The 20,734-nt window shown below is 42.7% G+C and carries 23 protein-coding genes and 2 tRNA genes; 13 read left to right on the forward strand and 12 right to left on the reverse strand.

The features are described from left to right. Window positions 1–39: 39 nt before the first annotated feature. The 9 genes from AACX33_RS21650 to ffh form a co-directional block, all read right to left on the reverse strand. Window positions 40–111, reverse strand: a tRNA-Thr gene (locus AACX33_RS21650). 87 nt (window positions 112–198) lie between these two features. Further along, window positions 199–284, reverse strand: a tRNA-Tyr gene (locus AACX33_RS21655). Between the two features lie 178 nt (window positions 285–462). Further along, on the reverse strand, window positions 463–2,283 hold the full coding sequence (locus AACX33_RS21660; RefSeq protein WP_193997277.1) for an ABC transporter ATP-binding protein: 1,821 nt from the start codon (window positions 2,281–2,283) through the stop codon (window positions 463–465). 86 nt (window positions 2,284–2,369) lie between these two features. Next, complete coding sequence (locus tag AACX33_RS21665; RefSeq protein ID WP_228048604.1) at window positions 2,370–3,146, reverse strand: DUF6816 family protein; 777 nt, start codon at window positions 3,144–3,146, stop codon at window positions 2,370–2,372. Between the two features lie 356 nt (window positions 3,147–3,502). Further along, on the reverse strand, window positions 3,503–3,910 hold the full coding sequence (locus AACX33_RS21670) for a ChuX/HutX family heme-like substrate-binding protein (protein ID WP_193997276.1): 408 nt from the start codon (window positions 3,908–3,910) through the stop codon (window positions 3,503–3,505). Window positions 3,911–4,022: 112 nt separating this feature from the next. Further along, window positions 4,023–4,976, reverse strand: coding sequence for a PhoH family protein (locus AACX33_RS21675; protein WP_193997275.1), 954 nt, complete (start codon window positions 4,974–4,976; stop codon window positions 4,023–4,025). Between the two features lie 238 nt (window positions 4,977–5,214). Continuing rightward, the gene (locus AACX33_RS21680; RefSeq protein ID WP_193997274.1) at window positions 5,215–5,673 is read right to left on the reverse strand and encodes a KH domain-containing protein; all 459 of its coding nucleotides are present in this window, start codon (window positions 5,671–5,673) and stop codon (window positions 5,215–5,217) included. Next, window positions 5,636–5,896 (reverse strand): 30S ribosomal protein S16, encoded by a 261-nt coding sequence (rpsP, locus tag AACX33_RS21685; protein WP_063872779.1) that lies wholly within the window; start codon window positions 5,894–5,896, stop codon window positions 5,636–5,638. Before rpsP ends, AACX33_RS21680 begins: the two co-directional genes overlap by 38 nt. A gap of 102 nt (window positions 5,897–5,998) precedes the next feature. After that, complete coding sequence (gene ffh, locus AACX33_RS21690) at window positions 5,999–7,465, reverse strand: signal recognition particle protein (protein WP_193997273.1); 1,467 nt, start codon at window positions 7,463–7,465, stop codon at window positions 5,999–6,001. A 255-nt stretch (window positions 7,466–7,720) separates the two neighbouring features. Here ffh and AACX33_RS21695 point away from each other — a divergent pair, with 255 nt between their 5' ends. Together AACX33_RS21695 and AACX33_RS21700 are read left to right on the forward strand one after the other, a co-directional pair. Further along, window positions 7,721–8,323 carry a TetR/AcrR family transcriptional regulator gene (locus tag AACX33_RS21695; RefSeq protein WP_193997272.1) on the forward strand — a complete coding sequence of 201 codons (603 nt, stop codon included), beginning with the start codon at window positions 7,721–7,723 and terminating at the stop codon, window positions 8,321–8,323. A gap of 210 nt (window positions 8,324–8,533) precedes the next feature. Continuing rightward, window positions 8,534–9,511 (forward strand): NAD-dependent epimerase/dehydratase family protein, encoded by a 978-nt coding sequence (locus tag AACX33_RS21700; RefSeq protein ID WP_193997271.1) that lies wholly within the window; start codon window positions 8,534–8,536, stop codon window positions 9,509–9,511. 57 nt (window positions 9,512–9,568) lie between these two features. Here the strand turns inward: AACX33_RS21700 and AACX33_RS21705 are convergent, their stop codons facing one another. Further along, window positions 9,569–10,036 carry a GNAT family N-acetyltransferase gene (locus AACX33_RS21705; RefSeq protein ID WP_193997270.1) on the reverse strand — a complete coding sequence of 156 codons (468 nt, stop codon included), beginning with the start codon at window positions 10,034–10,036 and terminating at the stop codon, window positions 9,569–9,571. Between the two features lie 303 nt (window positions 10,037–10,339). Here AACX33_RS21705 and AACX33_RS21710 point away from each other — a divergent pair, with 303 nt between their 5' ends. After that, window positions 10,340–10,561, forward strand: a complete 222-nt coding sequence (locus AACX33_RS21710) for an AbrB/MazE/SpoVT family DNA-binding domain-containing protein (RefSeq protein ID WP_193997269.1) — start codon at window positions 10,340–10,342, stop codon at window positions 10,559–10,561. Then, window positions 10,558–10,989, forward strand: a complete 432-nt coding sequence (locus AACX33_RS21715) for a putative toxin-antitoxin system toxin component, PIN family (protein ID WP_193997268.1) — start codon at window positions 10,558–10,560, stop codon at window positions 10,987–10,989. Before AACX33_RS21710 ends, AACX33_RS21715 begins: the two co-directional genes overlap by 4 nt. Window positions 10,990–11,043: 54 nt before the next feature. On the opposite strand, the gene AACX33_RS21720 is transcribed toward AACX33_RS21715, so the two are convergent. After that, complete coding sequence (locus AACX33_RS21720) at window positions 11,044–12,411, reverse strand: aminopeptidase P family protein (RefSeq protein ID WP_193997267.1); 1,368 nt, start codon at window positions 12,409–12,411, stop codon at window positions 11,044–11,046. A gap of 300 nt (window positions 12,412–12,711) precedes the next feature. Here AACX33_RS21720 and AACX33_RS21725 point away from each other — a divergent pair, with 300 nt between their 5' ends. Both AACX33_RS21725 and AACX33_RS21730 read left to right on the forward strand, forming a co-directional pair. Next, window positions 12,712–13,509 (forward strand): PhzF family phenazine biosynthesis protein, encoded by a 798-nt coding sequence (locus AACX33_RS21725; protein ID WP_193997266.1) that lies wholly within the window; start codon window positions 12,712–12,714, stop codon window positions 13,507–13,509. Between the two features lie 71 nt (window positions 13,510–13,580). Continuing rightward, window positions 13,581–14,018 (forward strand): DUF4332 domain-containing protein, encoded by a 438-nt coding sequence (locus AACX33_RS21730; RefSeq protein WP_193997265.1) that lies wholly within the window; start codon window positions 13,581–13,583, stop codon window positions 14,016–14,018. A 60-nt stretch (window positions 14,019–14,078) separates the two neighbouring features. Here AACX33_RS21730 and AACX33_RS21735 read toward each other — a convergent pair whose 3' ends face one another. Continuing rightward, entirely contained in the window at window positions 14,079–14,693 is a 615-nt protein-coding gene (locus tag AACX33_RS21735) for a TetR/AcrR family transcriptional regulator (protein ID WP_063872637.1), read from the reverse strand. 146 nt (window positions 14,694–14,839) lie between these two features. Here AACX33_RS21735 and AACX33_RS21740 point away from each other — a divergent pair, with 146 nt between their 5' ends. The 7 genes from AACX33_RS21740 to AACX33_RS21770 all read left to right on the forward strand — a co-directional run bounded on the left by AACX33_RS21740 (window position 14,840) and on the right by AACX33_RS21770 (window position 20,499). Next, on the forward strand, window positions 14,840–16,468 hold the full coding sequence (locus AACX33_RS21740) for a M16 family metallopeptidase (RefSeq protein WP_193997264.1): 1,629 nt from the start codon (window positions 14,840–14,842) through the stop codon (window positions 16,466–16,468). Window positions 16,469–16,547: 79 nt separating this feature from the next. Next, window positions 16,548–18,041, forward strand: a complete 1,494-nt coding sequence (locus AACX33_RS21745; protein WP_193997263.1) for a M16 family metallopeptidase — start codon at window positions 16,548–16,550, stop codon at window positions 18,039–18,041. Between the two features lie 246 nt (window positions 18,042–18,287). Next, window positions 18,288–18,548: a hypothetical protein gene (locus AACX33_RS21750; RefSeq protein ID WP_193997262.1), complete on the forward strand. Its 261-nt coding sequence runs from the start codon at window positions 18,288–18,290 to the stop codon at window positions 18,546–18,548. Window positions 18,549–19,061: 513 nt separating this feature from the next. After that, window positions 19,062–19,307: a hypothetical protein gene (locus AACX33_RS21755; RefSeq protein ID WP_193997261.1), complete on the forward strand. Its 246-nt coding sequence runs from the start codon at window positions 19,062–19,064 to the stop codon at window positions 19,305–19,307. Between the two features lie 170 nt (window positions 19,308–19,477). Then, window positions 19,478–19,711, forward strand: coding sequence for a hypothetical protein (locus AACX33_RS21760; protein WP_193997260.1), 234 nt, complete (start codon window positions 19,478–19,480; stop codon window positions 19,709–19,711). Window positions 19,712–19,872: 161 nt separating this feature from the next. Then, window positions 19,873–20,115 carry a hypothetical protein gene (locus AACX33_RS21765; protein ID WP_193997259.1) on the forward strand — a complete coding sequence of 81 codons (243 nt, stop codon included), beginning with the start codon at window positions 19,873–19,875 and terminating at the stop codon, window positions 20,113–20,115. A 153-nt stretch (window positions 20,116–20,268) separates the two neighbouring features. Next, entirely contained in the window at window positions 20,269–20,499 is a 231-nt protein-coding gene (locus AACX33_RS21770) for a hypothetical protein (RefSeq protein WP_193997258.1), read from the forward strand. Window positions 20,500–20,734: the final 235 nt, after the last annotated feature.

The raw sequence follows: 20,734 nt of genomic DNA on the forward strand, positions 1-20,734 counted from the left end.
TCACCTGTAAATTGTTATTTGCAAGGTTTCAAATAAATAAGCCCGTGACGAGGATTGAACTCGTGACCTCACCCTTACCAAGGGTGTGCTCTACCACTGAGCCACACGGGCGAAAAAGAAACTTGAGTTTTTGAGTGATGAGCTATAAAGCTGTGAATTTACCAATCACTTAGCAATTATAGCTCATTACTTTAAAAGTGGTGGGCCGGGCTGGATTTGAACCAGCGTAGGCGCTAGCCAACGGATTTACAGTCCGTCTCCATTAACCACTCGGACACCGACCCATTCGTCTCACGATTACTAACAGTATCACCAAGTTTTAGAAATTGCAAGGGTTTTCTCAAAAAGATTTTAGAACCGATTTATTTCACCACCTGACGGAAAAAAGCAGGGGAGGCGGGAGGTTTGAAACTAGTTTGCACTTATTCATTCTGCTTAAACCCTTTTCGTCTTCTTTGACCACTAACTGAGCAATTCTCCGGTTTCTTGCAGGGAGTGCAAGCGGCGGTAAATACCCTCGTGACGCAACAATTCATCATGGCTACCTACTTCGGCAATCTTCCCTTGATCTAGAACCACTATTTTATCGGCTTCCCGGACTGTACTCAGACGGTGGGCAATCACAATTGTGGTGCAAGTCCCCTGAATGGAACGCATGGCTAATTGAATCGAACGCTCAGACTCGTAATCTAAGCTAGAGGTGGCTTCGTCAAAAATCAGCACATCTGGTTCCACTAGCAACGCCCTAGCAATTCCTAAGCGCTGTCTTTGTCCTCCAGATAACCTGACACCACGTTCCCCCACAACGGTGTAATAACCCTGGGGAAGGTGTTCCATCACTTCATCAACTCTGGCAATTCTACAGGCTTCCTTGACCTCTGCCAGAGTCGCATTTGGTCTGCCGTAGGTGAGATTATCCAAGATAGTACCGTTGAAAACGTCCACTTCTTGGTGAACGATCGCTAGCCTGCGCCTATACTTACCTACATCCAAGGTGCGAATATCTTGACCATCAATGGAAATTTCACCTTCTTGAGGTTCAAAATACCGCAGCAGCAGTTTCACTAAAGTAGACTTACCAGAACCAGAACGCCCAACTAACGCCACTGTTTGATATGGTTCAATCAACAAGTTGATATCTTGCAAAACTTGACGGCTGTGATCATATCCAAAAGTAATGTGCGAGAGCTCAATTTTTCCCGTGAATTTATAAGGTGTTCCGCCTTGGTTTCTCTCTTCTAAAAGACCAACTGAATCAGATGCCATTGGTGCTTGCAAAAACTCGTGAAAGCGTAACATCGAAGAATAGCGACGCGCGAAAAGTTCTGCCAGTGTGCTAATAGGTTCCAATTCAGCATAAGCCATGCTAGAAAGAGTTAAAGTCATGACAAAGTGACCGAGCGTAATTCTCCCATCTACTGTTGCGGCTAAGGTTAAACCTAAAATTACGAACACGCAAAACTGAATTACAGCCTTTTGCAAAGTCAGCAGCCTGACATAACCTTTATGGATACGATGATCGACAACCGTTAATTCACGATCCAAACGTTGCTTTTGTCGCTTTAATTCCTGGGATTCTGTGGCAAATGCTTTGACTGTTTTGATATTAGTAATCAATTCGGACGTGCGGCTTTCCGTACCTTCCATATATTTATCGAGGCGACTTTCATGCCCAATTAGTCGTCGCAAAGCCTTTAAACTAAAGGTGAGGATAAATACAAAGGAAATTAAATATAAAACCGCAATTCGCCATTCAATCAATAAGATAAATCCAAAAATTCCCAGCACACGAAACAGTTTAGGAATTAACTGTCCAGCAATTTCAGGATATGTCCAAGTATGGTTAGCCAGCCCTCTAGCTACTCGCCCAGATATGCGTCCGGGGTTATTTTCATCATAAAACTCCAATGGGAGAGTCAGAATTTTGGCTATGGCTGTTTCAGTCTGATGGCGACGCGCCCTTAAGGGTATATCCCAGTGGAACCAAACGGTAAGCCAAGGCTGTGTGGGCGCTTTGACTACGGTGACTAAAAAAATTAACCCCAGTAATACAGCCAAAGATAGTGTTTGATTAACTGGGTAATTGATAAATTCGGCAATATTGGCGATCGCACTTTGTAATGGTCTATCCAAAGGTTGATTAGACAAAACATTTAAAATCTGCCCAATCGCATAAGGAACAACCAAATCAATAATTTCGTAAACGCTGGATGCGGCAATAGTTAAAACACTCAGTTTCCAGTCTGAATGAAAGTAATGGATAATATCTCGAAATTTGGCCATGATGCACACTATCCAAGAGCGTAAACTTAACTTGGAATATTTATGTTACATTTATACTACAAACTAGTCAAGTCCTGCCAACTAAATCAGTCTTTAGGACTAGGTGAAAACTCCAAGCGATAACGATAAAGGGCTACTGGACGAGAAGCTGCGTCAAAGTAATCTGGATCTTGAGGTGAAAGATAAACAGCAGTTACTTGATCTGCCTCAATTGCCGGATTAGATGTAGAAAGTTTATGGTATGCGGTAGTAGATTCTACTGCATTTAAATAGGGACGGGAAGCACCTTTAAATAGTTGTTGAAATACCTCTGAAGTGATAAATGTGTTATTTGAAGTAGTTTCAGTAGCGCGTCCAGTGATGATAGAAACTAATTGACGTTCGCCACGCAAAAGGGTAATTTGCCGATTAGGTGAATCTGGATCTAGTTTGATTGATAATACAGCTTCATCACCTAAATAAGCTCTGGCTAAATTCAAGCTATTAAAAACTCTATCTGCTACTAAAATTGATGATTTATCTATTTTGGGGATGAGTTTTAAGCCAGTAATCGGGGGCTTTTTTTGAATAAAACGCACTAAAAAACTCACAGGCTGATTCAGTTGTTGGCGATTCGATTCAAATCCAGGGGTGACGATATCCGGTGCTAAAGGCGCAACTAAATCTACTAATGTACTTGTAACCTCCCATGAACCAGCAAACCAGTCAGGATAAACCAAGTCGCCCTCAGCCCGTTGCACTGAAGTGAGTTGTTCCCACTGGGGAAAATTTGCTAGGCGTTCTGCTAATTCTCCGGCTATTGCTGTCCCACTCCATTCCAGTAAGCAGAAAATAATTAAGCAAAAACTCCAAATCAACTTCATAATTAGGATTAAATCAATATATAGGAATCCGGTTTGATTTATGAAACAATTAAGTATTGTAGGGTGCGTTAGGATGAAGTCCGTAACGCACCATTATTAAGGTTTTGGTGCGTTACGCTACCGCTAACACACCCTACGTGTCTGTTCAAATATCAAATAGTAGTCCTATAGTTCAGGTAAGAATAATTAACCGTCGATAAATCAAGATATTGACTTGTTTGATTAAGTAGTCATTAGTCAAGACATAAGAAGTGTCAGCTAATCGCCTTTTATAGCTGGGGAGTAGGGAGTGGGGAATAACCTTTTTGTGTTATGCCGAGATTGTGCAAAAATCAGATAGGAGTCCTATAATTTCTTTATAGGGTTTCAATGGGTACGGGTTGCCAAACTGACCCATATTGTTGCTGTAAACTTTGCCAAGCTTCTACTTGTCCGGGTTCATATTCTCCCGGTTTACCCCATTGCAAAAATAAGCTTAAAGCCACTTCTTCTTGTTCGTCTAAAAACCGAATTGCATAGGTGGTAAAGTTACCTCGTTTTGCTTCACCTGTTTCAAATTTTACTTGAGTAATTTTATCCATATTAAAGTGAAACTCAAAGCCTTCAGTGTGCATATTTGCATATTTACCTTTGAGCAATTCGGCATAAAATAGCTTTTCTATTTTGCCGCGAGCTTCTAATACAGCAGCGCTGCTGGTAACAATAATGCGTAAAGTTCCTAAGTTTTCACAAGCTTCTAAAAAGGTTCTCAAATTTTTATTCATAATTATTTTTCCTTTGTTTATTTATAAGACTGATATAGTACCGATTTATCAGTGTTTATTTGTGCTTCCTTGTTTCTTCAAGTCCCGAATAGAACAACAAAGGACTATTTAATTATCTTTCATATCTTTCGTAAGCGGCGACAATGCGCTGAACTAGAGCATGGCGCACAACATCTTTTTGCGTAAATTCGCAAAAACCAATGCCTTCAACATTCTGGAGAACTTGTAAGGCTACTGCTAGTCCTGATTTTTGGCTCAGGGGTAAATCTGTTTGTGTGGTGTCTCCTGTAATTACCATCCGAGAACGAAAACCCAAACGAGTCAAGACCATTTTCATCTGGGCGGGTGTAGTATTTTGGGCTTCATCAACAATCACAAAAGCATGATTGAGGGTGCGTCCTCGCATATAGGCAAGTGGAGCCACTTCAATTACACCACGCTCCATTAAACTGGGGACTTTTTCTGGGTCAATAAATTCATAGATAGCATCGTAAAGTGGACGGAGATAGGGATTAATTTTCTGCTGTAAATCTCCGGGTAGAAAGCCCAGTTTTTCCCCAGCTTCTACAGCTGGACGGGTTAAAATCAGCTTTTCTACTTGGTTATTCAGGAGTGCTTGCACAGCGACGACAACGGCGAGATATGTTTTACCTGTTCCCGCTGGCCCAATGCAGAATGTGAGGTCACGCCTACGGATATCCTTAATGTATTCTTTTTGCCGAAAAGTTTTGGCACGAATTTCTTCCCCGCGACGGGTTTTCGCCAAGACATCTCGCTGTAATTCCTGAAGTTCGTCTTGGCGATCGCTATCCAGGGCTTGGCGGGCTGTTAAAATGTCGGCACTGGAGAGAGTGTTGCCTTTCATCCAGATGGCTTCTAGCGATCGCACTAATTGAGCCGCCAGGTCTATTTGCGCTTCTGTACCACCAATGTGTAGTTCTTGACCGCGCAACACCAAGGTAGCTCCTGTTTGTCGGGATAAGAGTTTGAGATTTTCTTCTCTATCACCGGCGAGAGCGATCGCACTGGGAATATTAGGCAGCTGAATGATCAAGGCATCTGCCATAAGTATTTATTGTTTAATTTTTCAAGTGCAGTTTTTGACAACAAAATTTATCCGATGTTTAAGTTTTCACAACTGACCGATAGTTCCTTAATGGTACAGTCCCCCAGATTTATCTTTGGAGTCAATCCAAAATCTAAAATCTAAAATCTAAAATTGTTTGACTGAAATATCTGAGCGGAAGTAACCACAGCACTTCGGCGTAGATCAGTATCCACCGCTCAGACTTTCTCTTGGTTGACTAGCTAGTTCGAGGTTTGACAACAGGTCTGGGTATATTTGCAGTTCTGTCTCGCGTTTTGGGTTCTGGCGATGGCGCTTTGCTCATTGCTGAAGGCGATCGCTCTTGCTGATCGTCGTCAGAAGATATTCCCTCTTTTCCCAAAGCATTGCTACCGTACATATCCAGGTATACTGTTTGTCCGGCAACTTCTGCGGCGGCGGCAATTACCGTTCTAATGGCCTGAATATTGCGTCCCCCTCGACCAAACACTTTCCCCTTATCTTTGCTTTCAAAGGCGATGCGAATCCAAACTCTTTTAAGCGTGTGAGAAATTTCACAATCGATACTTAAAGTCTCTGGTGATTCTAAAAATGGCTGCATCAAAAACTTAACTAGCCCAACATAATTGGGACTAGCTTTTGGGGATACGATGGCGGTATTAAGATGCGGTTGTGGCACTGACCTGTTCAAAAACATTGGCTTTTACTAAAATGCTACGGACGGTCTCAGTCGGTTGAGCGCCTTGTTGTAGTCGCTTGACGATACCGGGAACATCTAGTCGCACTTCATCAGTTCTGGGGTTGTAGAATCCCAGTTCTTCCAGGGGACGGCCATCTCGGCGAGCAAGGCTATTAATGGCGATAATGCGGTAACTTGGTTCCCGTTTTTTGCCAAATCGCTTCAAGCGCAATTTAATCATGGTTGAGGACTGATTCTCCGATTTGTTGGTACTGAAATGACAATTTTAGCACTTGCTAGCATTAGCTGCTATGAATCATTAACAGTTAACAGTTAACAAACTCTACAGATTGCCGAAGCCCTTCTTCTTTTTCTCTTTGGTCTTTTTCTTTTTGGCGGTAGCACCGCTATTATAACCCCGCCATCCAGGGGCAGAGGGACGATTACTATCCCCGCCAAAAGGATTACCCATACCGCCGCCGCCAAACATTCCGGGCATTCCCGCCGGCATTTGACCTTGACCCATTTGCTGCATGAGAGTTCGCATTTTTTGGAAATCAGCAACTAGCTTACTCACATCCGGCTCTCTGTAACCAGAACCCTTAGCAATTCGCCGCCGCCGACTGGGAGAACTGGCCAATAAATCGGGGTCTTGGCGTTCTAGGCGAGTCATGGAGTTAATCATGGACTCGCAGCGCTTGAGCTGAGTTTCTCCCTGCTTCAATTGCTCATCGGAAATCTTGTTCATTCCGGGAATCATCTTCATGATGCCTCCCAGTGAACCCATATTTTTCAGCATCCGCAGTTGTTTGACAAAATCATTAAAGTCAAACTTGGCTGACAGGATTTTATCCTGCATTTTCTCAGCATCTGCCAGATCAAATTCTTCCTGAGCTTTTTCTACCAGGGACAGAACATCACCCATTCCCAGAATCCGGGATGCCATGCGGTCGGGATAAAAAGGTTGCAGTGCCTCGACTTTCTCGCCTACACCCACAAACTTAATTGGCGCTCCCGAAATCTGTCTGACTGACAGCGCCGCACCACCACGGCTATCACCATCTAATTTGGTCAGAATCGCCCCAGTAATCCCGATTTTTTCGTGAAAGGTGCGAGTCAGATTTGCTGCCTCTTGACCAGTCATCGAGTCCACGACTAGCAAGGTTTCATGAGGTTGGACAGTAGCTTTAATCCGGGCTAATTCCCCCATCATGTCTTCGTCAATTTGCAGACGACCAGCTGTGTCGATAATTACCGTATTAAAACCTTCTGCTTTGGCTCGTTCTACACCTTGGCGGGCAATTTCTACAGGGTCGGCATCGCTTCCCAGGTCAAAAACTGGCACGTTGATTTGCTTACCTAACGTTACCAGTTGGTCAATAGCGGCTGGGCGATATACGTCTGTCGCGACTAACAAACAGCTACGGTCTAATTTCCGTAAATGTAAGGCTAATTTCGCTGTGGCTGTGGTTTTACCAGTACCTTGCAACCCAGCCATTAAGACGATTGTGGGCTGTTCCTCTGCTTCCGCCAAGGGAATATTTTCCGCCCCCATCACCCGCACCAATTCATCGTGAACAATTTTGATGAACTGTTGGTCAGGTCGCACACCAGCAACCACATCGGCTCCTTGTGCTTTGGTTTCGACTTCGCTAATAAAATCTTTAACTACCTGGAGATTGACATCGGCTTCCAATAAGGCGCGGCGCACTTCCCGCAAAGCGTCTTGAATATTGGATGGAGATATTTTGTCCTGTCCCCGTAGTTTCTTCCAGGCACTTTCTAAACGATCAGATAAAGCATCAAACATAATGTAATTACAGGTAGTTCGCCAATAAGTCAGCCTGAACCGCTCAGGTTAAAAGTTTCTGGGGCGATTCAGAAATTTCGGTAAAGTTTTCCGGTGCTATTTACCAGCTTAGTAGTTTTCATGGCGATTTGAGTAAGCAGATACCGACCTTTATTCAGGTGGTAAGCGGTCTTTTGTTGATTAATACTGACTTTTATGGCTGACAAGTCTCAAAAATATGTTAATTGTTATATCTACTAAGTTAGACAAATAACGATGGCGCAAGCCGAGCATCCAGCCCCAGAAACTCGTGAATTAATTTTGGCAACCGCAGAAGCACATTTGCGGCGTTATGGCTATGCACGAACTACTGTCAGCGAAATTGCCCGCAGTTGCAAAATGTCTCACGCTAACGTGTATCGCTTTTTCGGTAATAAAGCTGAGATTATTGATGCTGTGATTTCCCGATGGCTGACTGGAATTGAACAGGCTTTAGAGGCGATCGCCAATCAGCAAAATTCGGCATCTGAACAACTCTATACTTATGTTCTGGAACTACATCGGATCAAACGTGAAAAACTCTCAAATGATCTGGAACTGTTTGAGGCTCTCATTGCTGTTGCGAAGGCAGATCGGCAAGTAGTAGAACGGCATACGTATATATTAAATTCTCTTCTCCAAGAAATTTTGATGGGCGGAGTGCAGCGCGGAGAATTCAAAATTACAAATATTGAGCAAGCAACTGTGGCTGTTACTGCGGCAACTCTCAAGTTCCATCACCCGCTAATGGTCAAGGAATATCTACATGAAAATACAGAAGAGCAGATAGGTACAGTGGTTAAACTTTTAACAACTTCCTTCGCTGCTGGATGCGTATAGACAGATCACATGAGCGGGCAAGATGCCCACCCCACAAGAGTTTAATTTAATTTAAATATGCAAACTAGATGTTGTTCAAGTTAACAAAATAAATTTTCTATACGATAACAAATTTCAAATATTGTAAATTGTCATTATGACTGATGTGAGATAGGATTCATTTAGTTATTCAATGACTAATTTCATTTTTTGTAAGTTGTTACAAGAATTATGACCCAAGCATTTGTGACTGGTGGTTCTGGGTTTGTGGGTGGACATCTGATTAGGTTACTGCAAGAGCGAGGCTATGAAGTGAAAGCACTGGCGCGATCGCCACGAGCCGCCCAGCAAGTAGCAGCATTAGGAGCAAAAGTTGTTGAAGGTGATTTACTCAACGAGTCAGCGATGATGCGGGGAATGCAGGGGTGTGAGGTGGTGTTTCACGTTGCGGGGTATCTCAGCGACTGGGGGAGATATGCAGCATTTTATGAAGCGAATGTGATTGGTACTGAGCGATCGCTCTCTGCGGCTAAAGCGGCGGGTGTTTCGCGCTTTGTTCAGGTAGGTGCTTCAGCCGTTGTCATGAATAAACAGCCAATTTTTGATGCTGATGAAACTTTACCTTTACAAACACCATCCTTTTCACCTTATATAGCTACTAAAAGTCTTGCAGAGCAGCGAGTGATTGCAGCCAATGCACCAGGATTTACGACATCAGTAATTCGTCCTTCATGGATTTGGGGTCAAGGTGATCATGCAATTCCCAATATTGTCAAAGCAGTGCGCCAAAATCAATTTCTGTGGATTAATCACGGTAATTATCTTTATGTGACAACTCATGTAACTAACGTTTGTCACGGAACTATTTTAGCAGCCCAGCACAGTCCGGGAGGTGAAGCTTACTTCCTGGGAGATGATGGAGTTGTGACGTTTCGTGATTGGGTAACAACGTTATTGCAAATAGAAGGGGTAAATCCGCGAAATAGCAGTATTCCTTATATCTTTGCTTGGAGTGTTGCAGGTTTGCTGGAATTTATTTGGAAAATTCAAAAACGGCGTGATGTCCCACCGATAACTCAAAGTATGGTGAGGTTAATTGGGAGAGGTTTTACTTTTAGCGATCGCAAAGCCCGTGATCAGTTGGGCTATGTACCAATTATCACTCGTGAACAAGGGTTAACAGAACTCAGCCATAGTCGCACTTTTTAATACATATTGTCACCTCACCCCCAACCTTAGTAAGGAGAGGGGAGATAAAGCACAGTTTTATATTTCCCTGAGCATCTCTATAGTGCTTACCCGAAAACCACAGGATTTAAATAACTCTCTTGCGCTGTCATTAGCGGCTACTGTATCTAATCGAATTTGCTTAACTCCCATTTGTTGGAAGCGTTCAACAGTCAGCTTGATTATCTGTGGTGCAATCCCTTTTCTTCGATATTCAGGTTCCACCCAGAGGTCATGAATAAAGGCAAATTCTTGTAAACTGTAAATTGATATTTCTGGTTCTACTGTTGCTACTAAAAATGCTACCAGCTTGTCTTCATCTTCAGCTACCAAAAATACGCTGCGCTCTTTATGCAGTAGACGGGTTAACCATTTTTCATAATACTGTTCTGGATGCGATCGCAAACCATATTTAGCAGCATCCCAAGTCTCATGTAAAGCACAAGTTTTGGCTAACATGACTAAAACTGCGGGGACATCATCTAGGATGGCAGAGCGGATCAGCATCAGCTTTATTCTCCATGCGTGAAATTTAAACTCACTCTCATACAGTGATTTTGCGAATTTCTTCCAGATTGACACCTATCGATTAAAGCTAACACAGCAACAAAAAAAGACCTCCTCAGCATGGATAGAAACCTCTTGTAGAGTATGGTGTTGGCTTTGACTTCTTGGGAGTCTAATTCTTGGCGAAAAAATGGGATGAGAAACTTATCTTGCAGGTGCAGTTCGCTCATTGTTTGTCAGGGAAGACGTATATAATAAAGTAAGGAATCCTTACATTGTCTGGCAAAGGCTAGGAGGCTTTTCATGCTCGCCAAGTTAACTTCTAAGAATCAACTAACGTTGCCTAAAAGTATTACCCGTGAAATCGGGGAGGCTGAGTATTTTGAGGTAAAGGTGGAGAATGGGCAAATTATTCTGACTCCTGTAAAAATTCAACGGGCGGATGCGGTGCGGGCGAAACTGGCGGATTTGGGGGTGAGTGAGCAGGATGTGGCTGATGCAGTGGCTTGGGCGCGTCATTCATGAGGGTTGGTTTACGGGTTGTAATTGATACAAATATCATAGTCTCTGCGCTGATTTTTGGGGGCAGAATATCTAGGATTCGTTTCGCATGGCAGGATAATCGCTTCACTCCTCTGGTTTCTAAAGCGACAACAACTGAGTTAATCCGAGTGCTGGCTTATCCAAAGTTTCAGCTCACGCCAATTGAGCAAGAAGATTTACTATCAGATTACATACTGTTTTGTGAGGCTGTGGCGATACCTAATGTGTTGCCTATAATTCCTGAATGTCGTGACCCGTTTGATGTGCCTTTTTTACTTCTGGCTGTTGTCGGTGAGGCGGATTATCTGGTGACAGGCGATCGCGATTTACTCAGCCTAAAAGATAATTTTTCTAGGCCGATTATCACTGCTGAAGATTTTTTAAATGTTATTGATGGTCGGTCATCCTAATTTTTTCGGTGCGGAGTTATTTGAGTTTTTTGATTTGGGTGTTGATGGTTTGGATTATTTACTTGCAAGGTGCTGTAAATCTTCAATGGCGATCGCCTGATTTGGTAAAGCATCTGTCAAAACTTCGCTGCCTGATTCTGTAACTAAAACATCATCTTCTATCCGTATTCCCCGCACATCGGCAAATTCAGCTAAACGCTGCCAATTCACGACATTTTCATATTTTGAGCGCAGGTTATGATCATTTAAAATTGCTGGGACTTGATAAAATCCTGGTTCAATTGTGACTAACATTCCTGGGCGTAAAGGACGATTTAACCGCAGGTAGCCCAAGCCAAAGCGATCGCTTCTATTTCTTCCTTCTTCATATCCAGCTAAATCGCCTAAATCTTCCATATCATGGACATCTAAACCCAATAGATGACCAATTCCATGAGGGAAAAACAACGCATGGGCATCCATTTCAACTAAATCTGGGGGATTTCCTTGTAAAATGCCTAAATTAACCAAACCTTCAGCGATGACTGTAGCGGCTAATAAATGAATGTCTCCATACTCCACACCAGGGCTAATTTTGGCAATGCAAGCATCATGAGCCGCCAACACTACATCATAAATATCTCTTTGGGTAGATGAAAACTTACCAGACACAGGCCAAGTCCGGGTGACATCAGCAGCCCAACCCATTGCGGTTTCTGCACCCACATCAGCCAGAATTAAATCACCTGGTTGCAGTGGATGGTGATAATGTTCATTATGCAAAACTTCGCCGTGGACGGTGACAATACTGTTGTAAGAAGTGGTCATATTCTCACCGATAATCACCGCTTCCATCGCCGCCCGGACTTCGGCTTCTCGTTTGGCTGTTGATGTCGCGGCTATCCCGGCTTTGTGTGCTGCAACAGTTACAGCAGCTGCTTTTCGCAATTCAATTAATGCGTCTGCGTCATGGGTGAGGCGGAGGGAAATTATCGCTTTGGCTAATTCTAAGTCAATTCCTTGGGGCGGTTGTTGTGGTAATACCCATCTATTTAATAACTGTGTTTGCTGTGTCCAAGTAGCTGCATTCTGTACGGGAATTGTGGCTGCATTTTCTAGACATGATTCTAATTCTGCCATTGGTCGAGCTGTATCTGCGCCTATTTGTTCGGCTATTTGGTCACGGGTGGGCATTTCTCCATGCCATAGGGCGCTGCTGGGTGGCGGATTATCTATGAATAGTTCTAGTTTGCCTGCTTCTAGGCGAATGGCGGCGTTAGGTAATGGTAAGCCGGCGAAGTAGAGGAAATGGCTACTGGCGCGAAAGGGGTAGACGTTGGCGGGGAAGTTGCGGGGGTTGGTGTTTCCTGACCATAGTATTGCGGGAAAGTTGATCAGGTTGGCTAGTTTTTGTCGGCGGTGGTGTAAGGTTTGTTTGAGCATGATTAAACGCAAAGGGGCGCGGAGGTTAACGCAAAGGTACGCTGAGTTGTTATACCAATTCTGTATGAGGATGCGCTGAAGTATATGAGGAACGAACCGCAAAGTACGCAAAGTACACAAAGAAAGAAAGAAAGAAATAGGACTTACGCACAAATTACGGAATAACGAACCACAGAGACGCAGAGAACACAGAGGAATAAGGGTTTGAGAGAGTTTTTGCGTAAGTCCTGAGAAAGAAAGAAATTTAGTGCAACTTTACACAGAAATGGTATTAGTTAATTTTAATTTGAGGTTGGGGTTATGGGACTGGTGATTTTTCAGGTTGATGCTTTTAGTAAGAGATGTTTTGCGGGGAATCCGGCGGCTGTTTGTGTTTTGTCTGAGTGTCGGGATGATGCTTGGATGCAGAATGTGGCGCAGGAGATGAATTTGTCTGAAACGGCTTTTTTGGTGCGACAGGATGATGGTTTTAGTCTGCGTTGGTTTACGCCGATGGTGGAAGTTCCTCTTTGTGGTCACGCAACTTTGGCTAGCGCCCATGTTCTTTGGTCTGCTGGGTATTTGTTACCTGATGAGGTTGCCCGTTTTTATACGAAAAGCGGTGTTTTGATGGCTAAATGTCTGGATGAGTGGATTGAGTTAGATTTTCCGGTGAATTTATCTCAGGAAACAGTCGCGCCTCCGGAGTTAAGCGAGGCTTTGGGTGTACCTTGTAAGTCTGTGCTGCAAAATTCTCTGGGGTATTTAGTCGAGGTGGAGTCTGAGGATTTGGTACGACAAATGCAGCCTAATTTTCAGCAGTTGAAAAAATTGCCTATAGCTGATGTGATTGTGACTAGCCAAACTGATGCTGGTTCTGAATATGATTTTGTTTCTCGGTTTTTTGCGCCGGGATTAGGGATCGATGAAGACCCTGTGACTGGGGCGGCTCATTGTTGTCTGGCGGCTTTCTGGCGCGATCGCCTGCATAAAGATGAGTTTTTGGCTTTTCAGGCTTCCCGGCGCGGTGGAGTGGTGAAGGTGCGCTATCCAGGAGGCGATCGCGTATTTCTCTCTGGACAAGCAGTAACTGTGATGCGAGGCGAATTAATGAGTTAAAAAACTCCGCGTACCTCTGCGTTTAAAACGTTAGGATGAATTTCATGCGATCGCCATACTAAACCTTGCAAATGTCCACCAAACAGCCAAATACTAGAAGTCCGATCACCGCTTGCGATTGGCCAATTGAGCAATTACCTGGATTAAGTCCAGAAGAACAAGCCAAACTGCAAAATTGTGGAATTACAACCACAAAACAGCTAATTAAACAAGGAAAAACTGCGGAAACTAGGGTAAATTTAGCAAATAAATTAAAAGTTAATCTGCAATATGTCAATAAATGGATTGCCTTAGCTGATTTAGCGCGTATTCCTGGTATAGGACTGCAATATTCCGGGTTATTGCTACATTCCGGTATTGGTTCTGTCGCCCAACTAGCTCAAACTCCCACCCACAGGCTGCACCAACAAATTATGCGCCTACAAGTATCAACAATGCAGCGACGAGATTTGTGTCCCACCATTGATGTAGTCCAACAATGGAGTCAACAAGCGAAACAAATCACCTAAAACGCGTTCATCCGCGTACCCTTCGGGAAGCAAGCTACATCCGCGTTCATCCGCGTTCAATTATTCTTTAGCTAAAACTCCATTGAGAAAGATATCAGCCAATCCTTCTGCCATTTGCTGCATTTCTTGGGGTGAAGCATCTGGAGCCATGAGAGTATTGTTAGAAAATCCGGCGATCGCAAACATTCCCAAAAACACCTTAGCCACCAGTTTGGCATCAGTTTGGCGATAAATACCCTTATCCATCGCACTTTGAAAAAAAGCTTCAGCCACATCGGTCATTTTACCAATGACTTCTTCTTGAATGCGATCGCGCAAATCTGGATGAAACTGCACCTCCATGAAACAAACTTTCATCAAATCGACATTTTTGTGTAAATTCCACATCCGGCGGCGCATCACTTGAGCGATCGCCTTATAACTGCCCATTTCGCTCAATTCTGTCAGCAAATCTGTTAAAATATCCACCCAGCCACTAGTAGCTACTTCCACTAAAATAGACTTTTTATTGGAAAAATGACGAAACAAAGTGCCTTCAGCAACCCCTGCTGCTTGGGCTAAATCACGGGTGGTAGTGCCATCAAATCCCTTAGAGGCAAATAACTTCTGTGCCGCTTGTAAAATGCGGGTACGTGTTTGTGCTTCTGAAGGCGGAGGTGAATTAAAAACTCGCATAAAAATTATTCTGTGATCTGCGGAACGTCACTTGTATCATTATTGTCTAACTTTAGGTACAAAAACCACAAAAAGCTTAATACAAGGTTAACCCCCTGTTTGTTACATAGCATATTTCTCAGGTAATGGAGCTTTTGTTGTCGCTTATGAATCAGCCCAGTCGTTCAATATTGGATTGGTCAAATCAAGTAACTATCAGATTGCGTCGGCTCTCGACCATTTTGATGGTACTCGTAATTTGCTGGTCGGGGTTACTTCCAGACATGGCTCTGGCACAAACTCAAACCGCAAATCCTCTGCAAAGAATCCGGCAATTTCGCCAAACCCCACCAGAAAAAACTTCAATTCAACCGTATTTAGATCGGGTAATTGAGCAATTAACTGAGTTTCGCCTAGAAAATGGGTTGAAATTCATCGTCTTAGAACGGCATCAAGCGCCTGTCGTTTCTTTTCTGACTTATGCTGATGTGGGTGGTGTGGATGAGCCAGATGGTCAAACTGGTGTAGCCCACTTTCTAGAGCATTTGGCATTTAAAGGTACGACACGCATCGGCACAAAAGACTACGAAGCCGAAAAACTTTTACTAGACCGTTTAGAAGAGTTAGATGCCCAAATTAGAACCGCAAAAGCCAATGGTAAAGCAGATGATCTGGCTCAATTGCAAACTGAATTTAAGCAAGTAGAGTCCCAAGCAGACGCGCTAGTTACACAAAACGAAATGGGGCAAATTGTCAACCAAGCCGGGGGTGTGGGTTTAAATGCTAGCACTTCCGCTGAAGCTACCAAATATTTTTACAGCTTTCCTGCCAATAAGTTGAAACTGTGGATGTCGCTGGAGTCAGAGCGATTTTTAGAGCCTGTCGTTCGTCGCGAGTTTTACAAAGAAAAAGATGTAATTTTAGAAGAACGGCGAATGCGGGTGGATAATTCCCCGATCGGCATGATGATCGAGAATTTTATCGCTACGGCTTTCACAGTCCATCCCTACAAACGACCAGTCATTGGTTATGAAGAAGATATCCGCAATCTCACACCGGAAAATGTCCAAAACTTTTTTGATGCTTACTATGTACCGAGTAATTTAACCATTGCTGTTGTCGGAGATGTTGATCCGGCGGAAGTCAAAAGACTGGCAAAAATTTATTTTGGCCGCTATCAAGCCAAACCAAAAGCAACAGCAAATATTTCGGCTGAACCACCACAAACACAAACAAGAGAATTTACTTTAGAATTACCTTCTCAACCTTGGTATTTAGAAGGCTATCACCGCCCATCAGTTAGCCATCCCGATGATGCAGTGTATGAAATTATTAGCGGTTTATTAAGTAATGGGCGCACATCTCGGTTGTATAAATCTTTGGTAGAACAGCAGAGTTTGGCATTAAATGCTCAGGGTTTTAGTGGTTTCCCTGGGGATAAGTACGCAAATTTGATGTTGTTTTATGCGCTCACGGCTCCCGGTCACACTGTGGATGAAGTAGCGATCGCTTTGCGAACAGAAATTGAAAAATTGAAAGTTGAACCTGTGGCGGCGACTGACTTGCAACGGGTGAAAACCCAAGCACGGGCGAGTTTGTTACGTAGCCTGAATTCCAATATGGGTATGGCACAGCAGTTATTGGAAGCAGAGGTAAAAACTGGTTCTTGGCGAAATTTGTTTCAGCAATTAGATAATATTTCGGCGGTAACCACTGCTGATATTCAACGGGTGGCGAAGGCGACTTTTACATCAGAGAATCGCACCATTGGCAAGTTGTTGTCGAAACCAGGATAAAACAATCAATCGCACAGGCGCTGTTCGCCCAGCGTCTCGCACACAGGACAGGTCGAGTAAAAGGCAGATGGGATTAAGAATGTTGAATTTTAAATTGAGGCTGGGTAAGAGTAAGGGACTATTTTATAGTTTGATTCTGGCTGTTGCTTGTTTACTAGTCAGTTTTAACTTTTCTTTGGCGGCGACAGCGGCAGCCAAGCATTATACTGAGTTGGAACTTGCACCGTTACCTGAGATTAAGTTACCTAAAAATGAGCGGTTTGTTCTCAAAAACGGTTTGGTTGTGTATTTGATGGAGGATCACGATCTACCCTTGGTGAATGGTACGGCTTTGATCCGCACAGGCGATCGCTTAGAACCGAGTGATAAAATCGGGTTGGCTGGTTTTACTGGTTCCGTGATGCGGACAGGCGGAACTCAGAAGCATTCGGCGGATCAGCTCAATGAAATGTTGGAACAACGCGCCGCTAGTGTGGAAACCAGTATTAGTGAAGCTTCCGGGAATGCGAGTTTCCAGTCTCTCACCGAAGATTTAGAAACCGTGTTTGATTTGTTTGCTGAAGTCCTGAGAGAGCCAGTCTTTGACCAAAAACAGTTAGATTTAGCAAAAACCCAGGCTCAGGGTAGTATCGCCCGCCGGAATGATGATCCAGATGATATTGCCAATCGGGAATTTCAGAAATTAATTTATGGCCAAGATAGCCCCTATGCCCGCACAATTGAATATGCCACGCTCAATAATATTTCTCGTGAGGATTTAGTCGAGTTTTACCAGGAATATTTTCATCCTAATAATCTGATTTTGGGAATTGTCGGGGATTTTGAACCTCAAAAAATGCGATCGCTCATTCAAGCTAAATTTGGCGATTGGGAACCTCGCCCCCAAATGACTCAACCCCAGTTATCAGAAGTCACGCCAGCTCATACAGGCGGTGTATTTTATGTCGATCAACCACAACTAACTCAGAGTAGTGTGCTGATGGGGCATATCGGCGGTAGATTTGACAATCCTGATTATGCTGCCTTGGATGTATTGAATGGAGTATTAAATGGATTTGGTGGACGCTTATTAAACGAAGTGCGATCGCGCCAAGGTTTAGCTTACTCTGTCTATGGCTACTGGAGTCCCCGCTTCGACTACCCAGGAATGTTCATCGCCGGCGGACAAACGCGATCGGATGCTACAGTGCAGTTTGTCCAAGCCTTACAGACTGAAATCAAGCGTATCCAAGCCCAACCCGTGACAGCACAGGAACTAGCTTATGCCAAAGAATCCACCCTCAACTCTTTTGTATTCAACTTTCAAAATCCCGCTCAAACCCTATCACGGTTGATGCGATACGAATATTACGGCTATCCGGCTGATTTCCTATTTCGCTATCAAAAAGCCGTAGCCGCCACAACAGAAGCAGACGTGCAACGGGTAGCACGAGAATACCTCAAACCAGAAAAACTGGTGACTTTAGTCGTGGGGAATCAGACCGCCATTAAACCCCCATTGACACAGCTAGCGACATCAGTAACGCCCATAGATGTCACAATTCCCAGTTTGCAACCACAGGCGCAGAATTAAAAATTACTTAGAGACGTGATGTATCGCGTCTCTATTCCTCGGCAAAAAACTCAATATCAGAAACTGCTAATACTATAAAACATCTCTTTTTCAGACTCAATTACTTGAGTTGTGTCTATAAAATCATCAAAATATGTTGACTTTCTGCCATCAATTGCCACATATAAAGAATAGATATAATTCTGAAGCATCATCTTTTTCCACATCGGACTGAGTTTCACTGTAAGTATCTAAGGAGTTAATTTCATGGCAAGGTTAGAAATTGATGACTTGTACCCTAGTAATGAGCAACAGCTTCTGAATGAAATCACAGAAGCAGAAATGAAGACAGTAGAGGGACGTGAAGGAAACACAGTCACCACAGGCATCAGTGATATAAATGAAGCATCTTTAGCAAATACTTTAGATCAAAATCTAGATGATTTTCTTTTTGACTTGAGAAGCCAAATGGGTACAGCGATTTTTGGTAGTAGAACTCTATTCACTGAAGTAATAAATTCCATTTAATCAACTTCTATATTTCAAATAATCGTGCGTTTTGAGTTTAATTGACTTCAATATGCACAATTTTTCCTATTAATGGATATTTATAAAAAATCATATAGTTTTTCAAGCCAAATCCAAAATTGATTTGCCAACACAACGAGGTTCAGATCCCCGAATTCTTGAAGAAGTCGGGGATCTAATATTTAGCAGTAAATAATTAGTCAAAACCTAGAACTCCACTTTCTTCAAAAAATCAGGTTTGAATGATCGTAATATATCCCATTGATGATGAAATATGCATTTGGTATCTTGCAATTATTCAAATAAGTATTAGTATCAACTCAAAAGCATGATTCATCAAATGAAACTCATAACTTTATAAAGACGAAACTCTTGAATATATGTCTTTTTTAGCAGTGTTTTTTTCTTGACTTTCTGATTTTGAATCAATAAAAATGGCAGTAACAGTTAAGCAAACACAGCTTGATTGCTTATCGATTTCATTTACCAGCGACAAATGCTTGAGGAGCTAATATGGCAAACATCAAACTGTCTGAACTAAACGCTACCGGTTCTGATTTATTCTTAGATTCTGAGAGTTTTCTCAATGAATTGAAAGATGTCGATTCTATTTCCGGTGGTAGTACCTCTAGTCAGGGCTACGGCTCCCAAGGAGTCAGTGATATTTCCACATTGACTAAACTAGCCGAGGCATTTGTTACGGTCTATGCAATTGGTCATGTTACCGAGCTAGCCAAGTCATTCAGTCAAGGATACTAATGGCTTCAGGTAACTAGTAAGCTATCCGGCTTAGGGATTAAAGCTAATAATTAATCTATGTGATTAACATGGACTTAATTAATTATCAATAATCCCTCACAGCCAACCAGCTTTCACAATCAATTTTCTGTGAACTTGCTTAATTGCGACAAGACTATTAGGAGTAAATCATGGCTAATATCAAACTTTCTGAACTACACGCTGCTGGTTCTGAACTGTTCAACGATTCTGAAAGTTTCTTGCATGAATTCAGCGATGTAGATTCTATCTCTGGTGGCGGAATAGGTGGTTCCGCGGCTAGTAACCCTGCTACAGTTACGAAATTGGCTGAAGCATTTGTACTTGTATATGCCATTGACCATGTAACTGTCTTGGCTAAATCATTCAGTCAAAGTGCCATCTAATGGTTCTGGGTCACTACAGAGCTTGATGGTTTTCCAGGGATTAAAGGTAAAAAGCTATCTATGTGATTAACATGAGCTTTTGTGATTACCAATTATCTCTGTGGTCTAGCTAAATCTCAGCAATCTTCAGTTCATTAAAACAAGTCTTTTAGGAGTACATCATGGCGAATATCACACTTTCTGAATTACACGCTGCTGGTTCTGAATTGTTCAACGATTCTGAAAGTTTTCTCAATGAATTCAGCGATACCGAGTCTATTTCTGGTGGACAATTTGGCTTTGGTGCTGCCCCAGTAGCTGCTGCTAGTAACCCCGCTACAGTTATGAAATTGGCTGAGGCATTTGTGACTATATATGCCATTGACCATGTAACTGTATTAGCTAAGTCATTCAGTAAAATGTAATACCTTCGGGTAATTACTGAAATTGATGGCTCTTGAGGGATTAAAGGTAAAAACTCATCTCTGTGATTACCAATAATTCCTCAGAGCCAGCTAGACACAAATTTGATCTTGACTGCAACAAACAAGTTTTCACAAGTCTTTTAGGAGTACATCATGGCGAATATCACTCTTTCTGAATTACACGCTGCTGGTTCTGAACTGTTCAACGATTCTGAAAGTTTTTTGAATGAATTCAGCGATGTAGATTCCATCTCTGGTGGCGCAGCAGATATTGGTTACGCTGCTAGCAATCCTTTGACATTAACTAAGTTGGCTGAAGCATTTGTACTTGTATATGCCATTGACCATGTAACTGTATTAGCTAAGTCATTCAGTAAATTCTAATGACTTCGGCTAACTACTAAAATTGATGGCTCTTGAGGAATTAAAGGTAAAAACTCATCTTTTTAATTACCAATAATTCCTCAGAGCCAGCTAGACACAAATTTGATTTTGACTGCAACAAACAAGTTTTCACAAGTCTTTTAGGAGTACATCATGGCGAATATCACTCTTTCTGAATTACACGCTGCTGGTTCTGAACTGTTCAACGATTCTGAAAGTTTTTTGAATGAATTCA

Source organism: Nodularia sp. LEGE 04288 (genome assembly GCF_963896525.1).
GTDB lineage: Bacteria > Cyanobacteriota > Cyanobacteriia > Cyanobacteriales > Nostocaceae > Nodularia.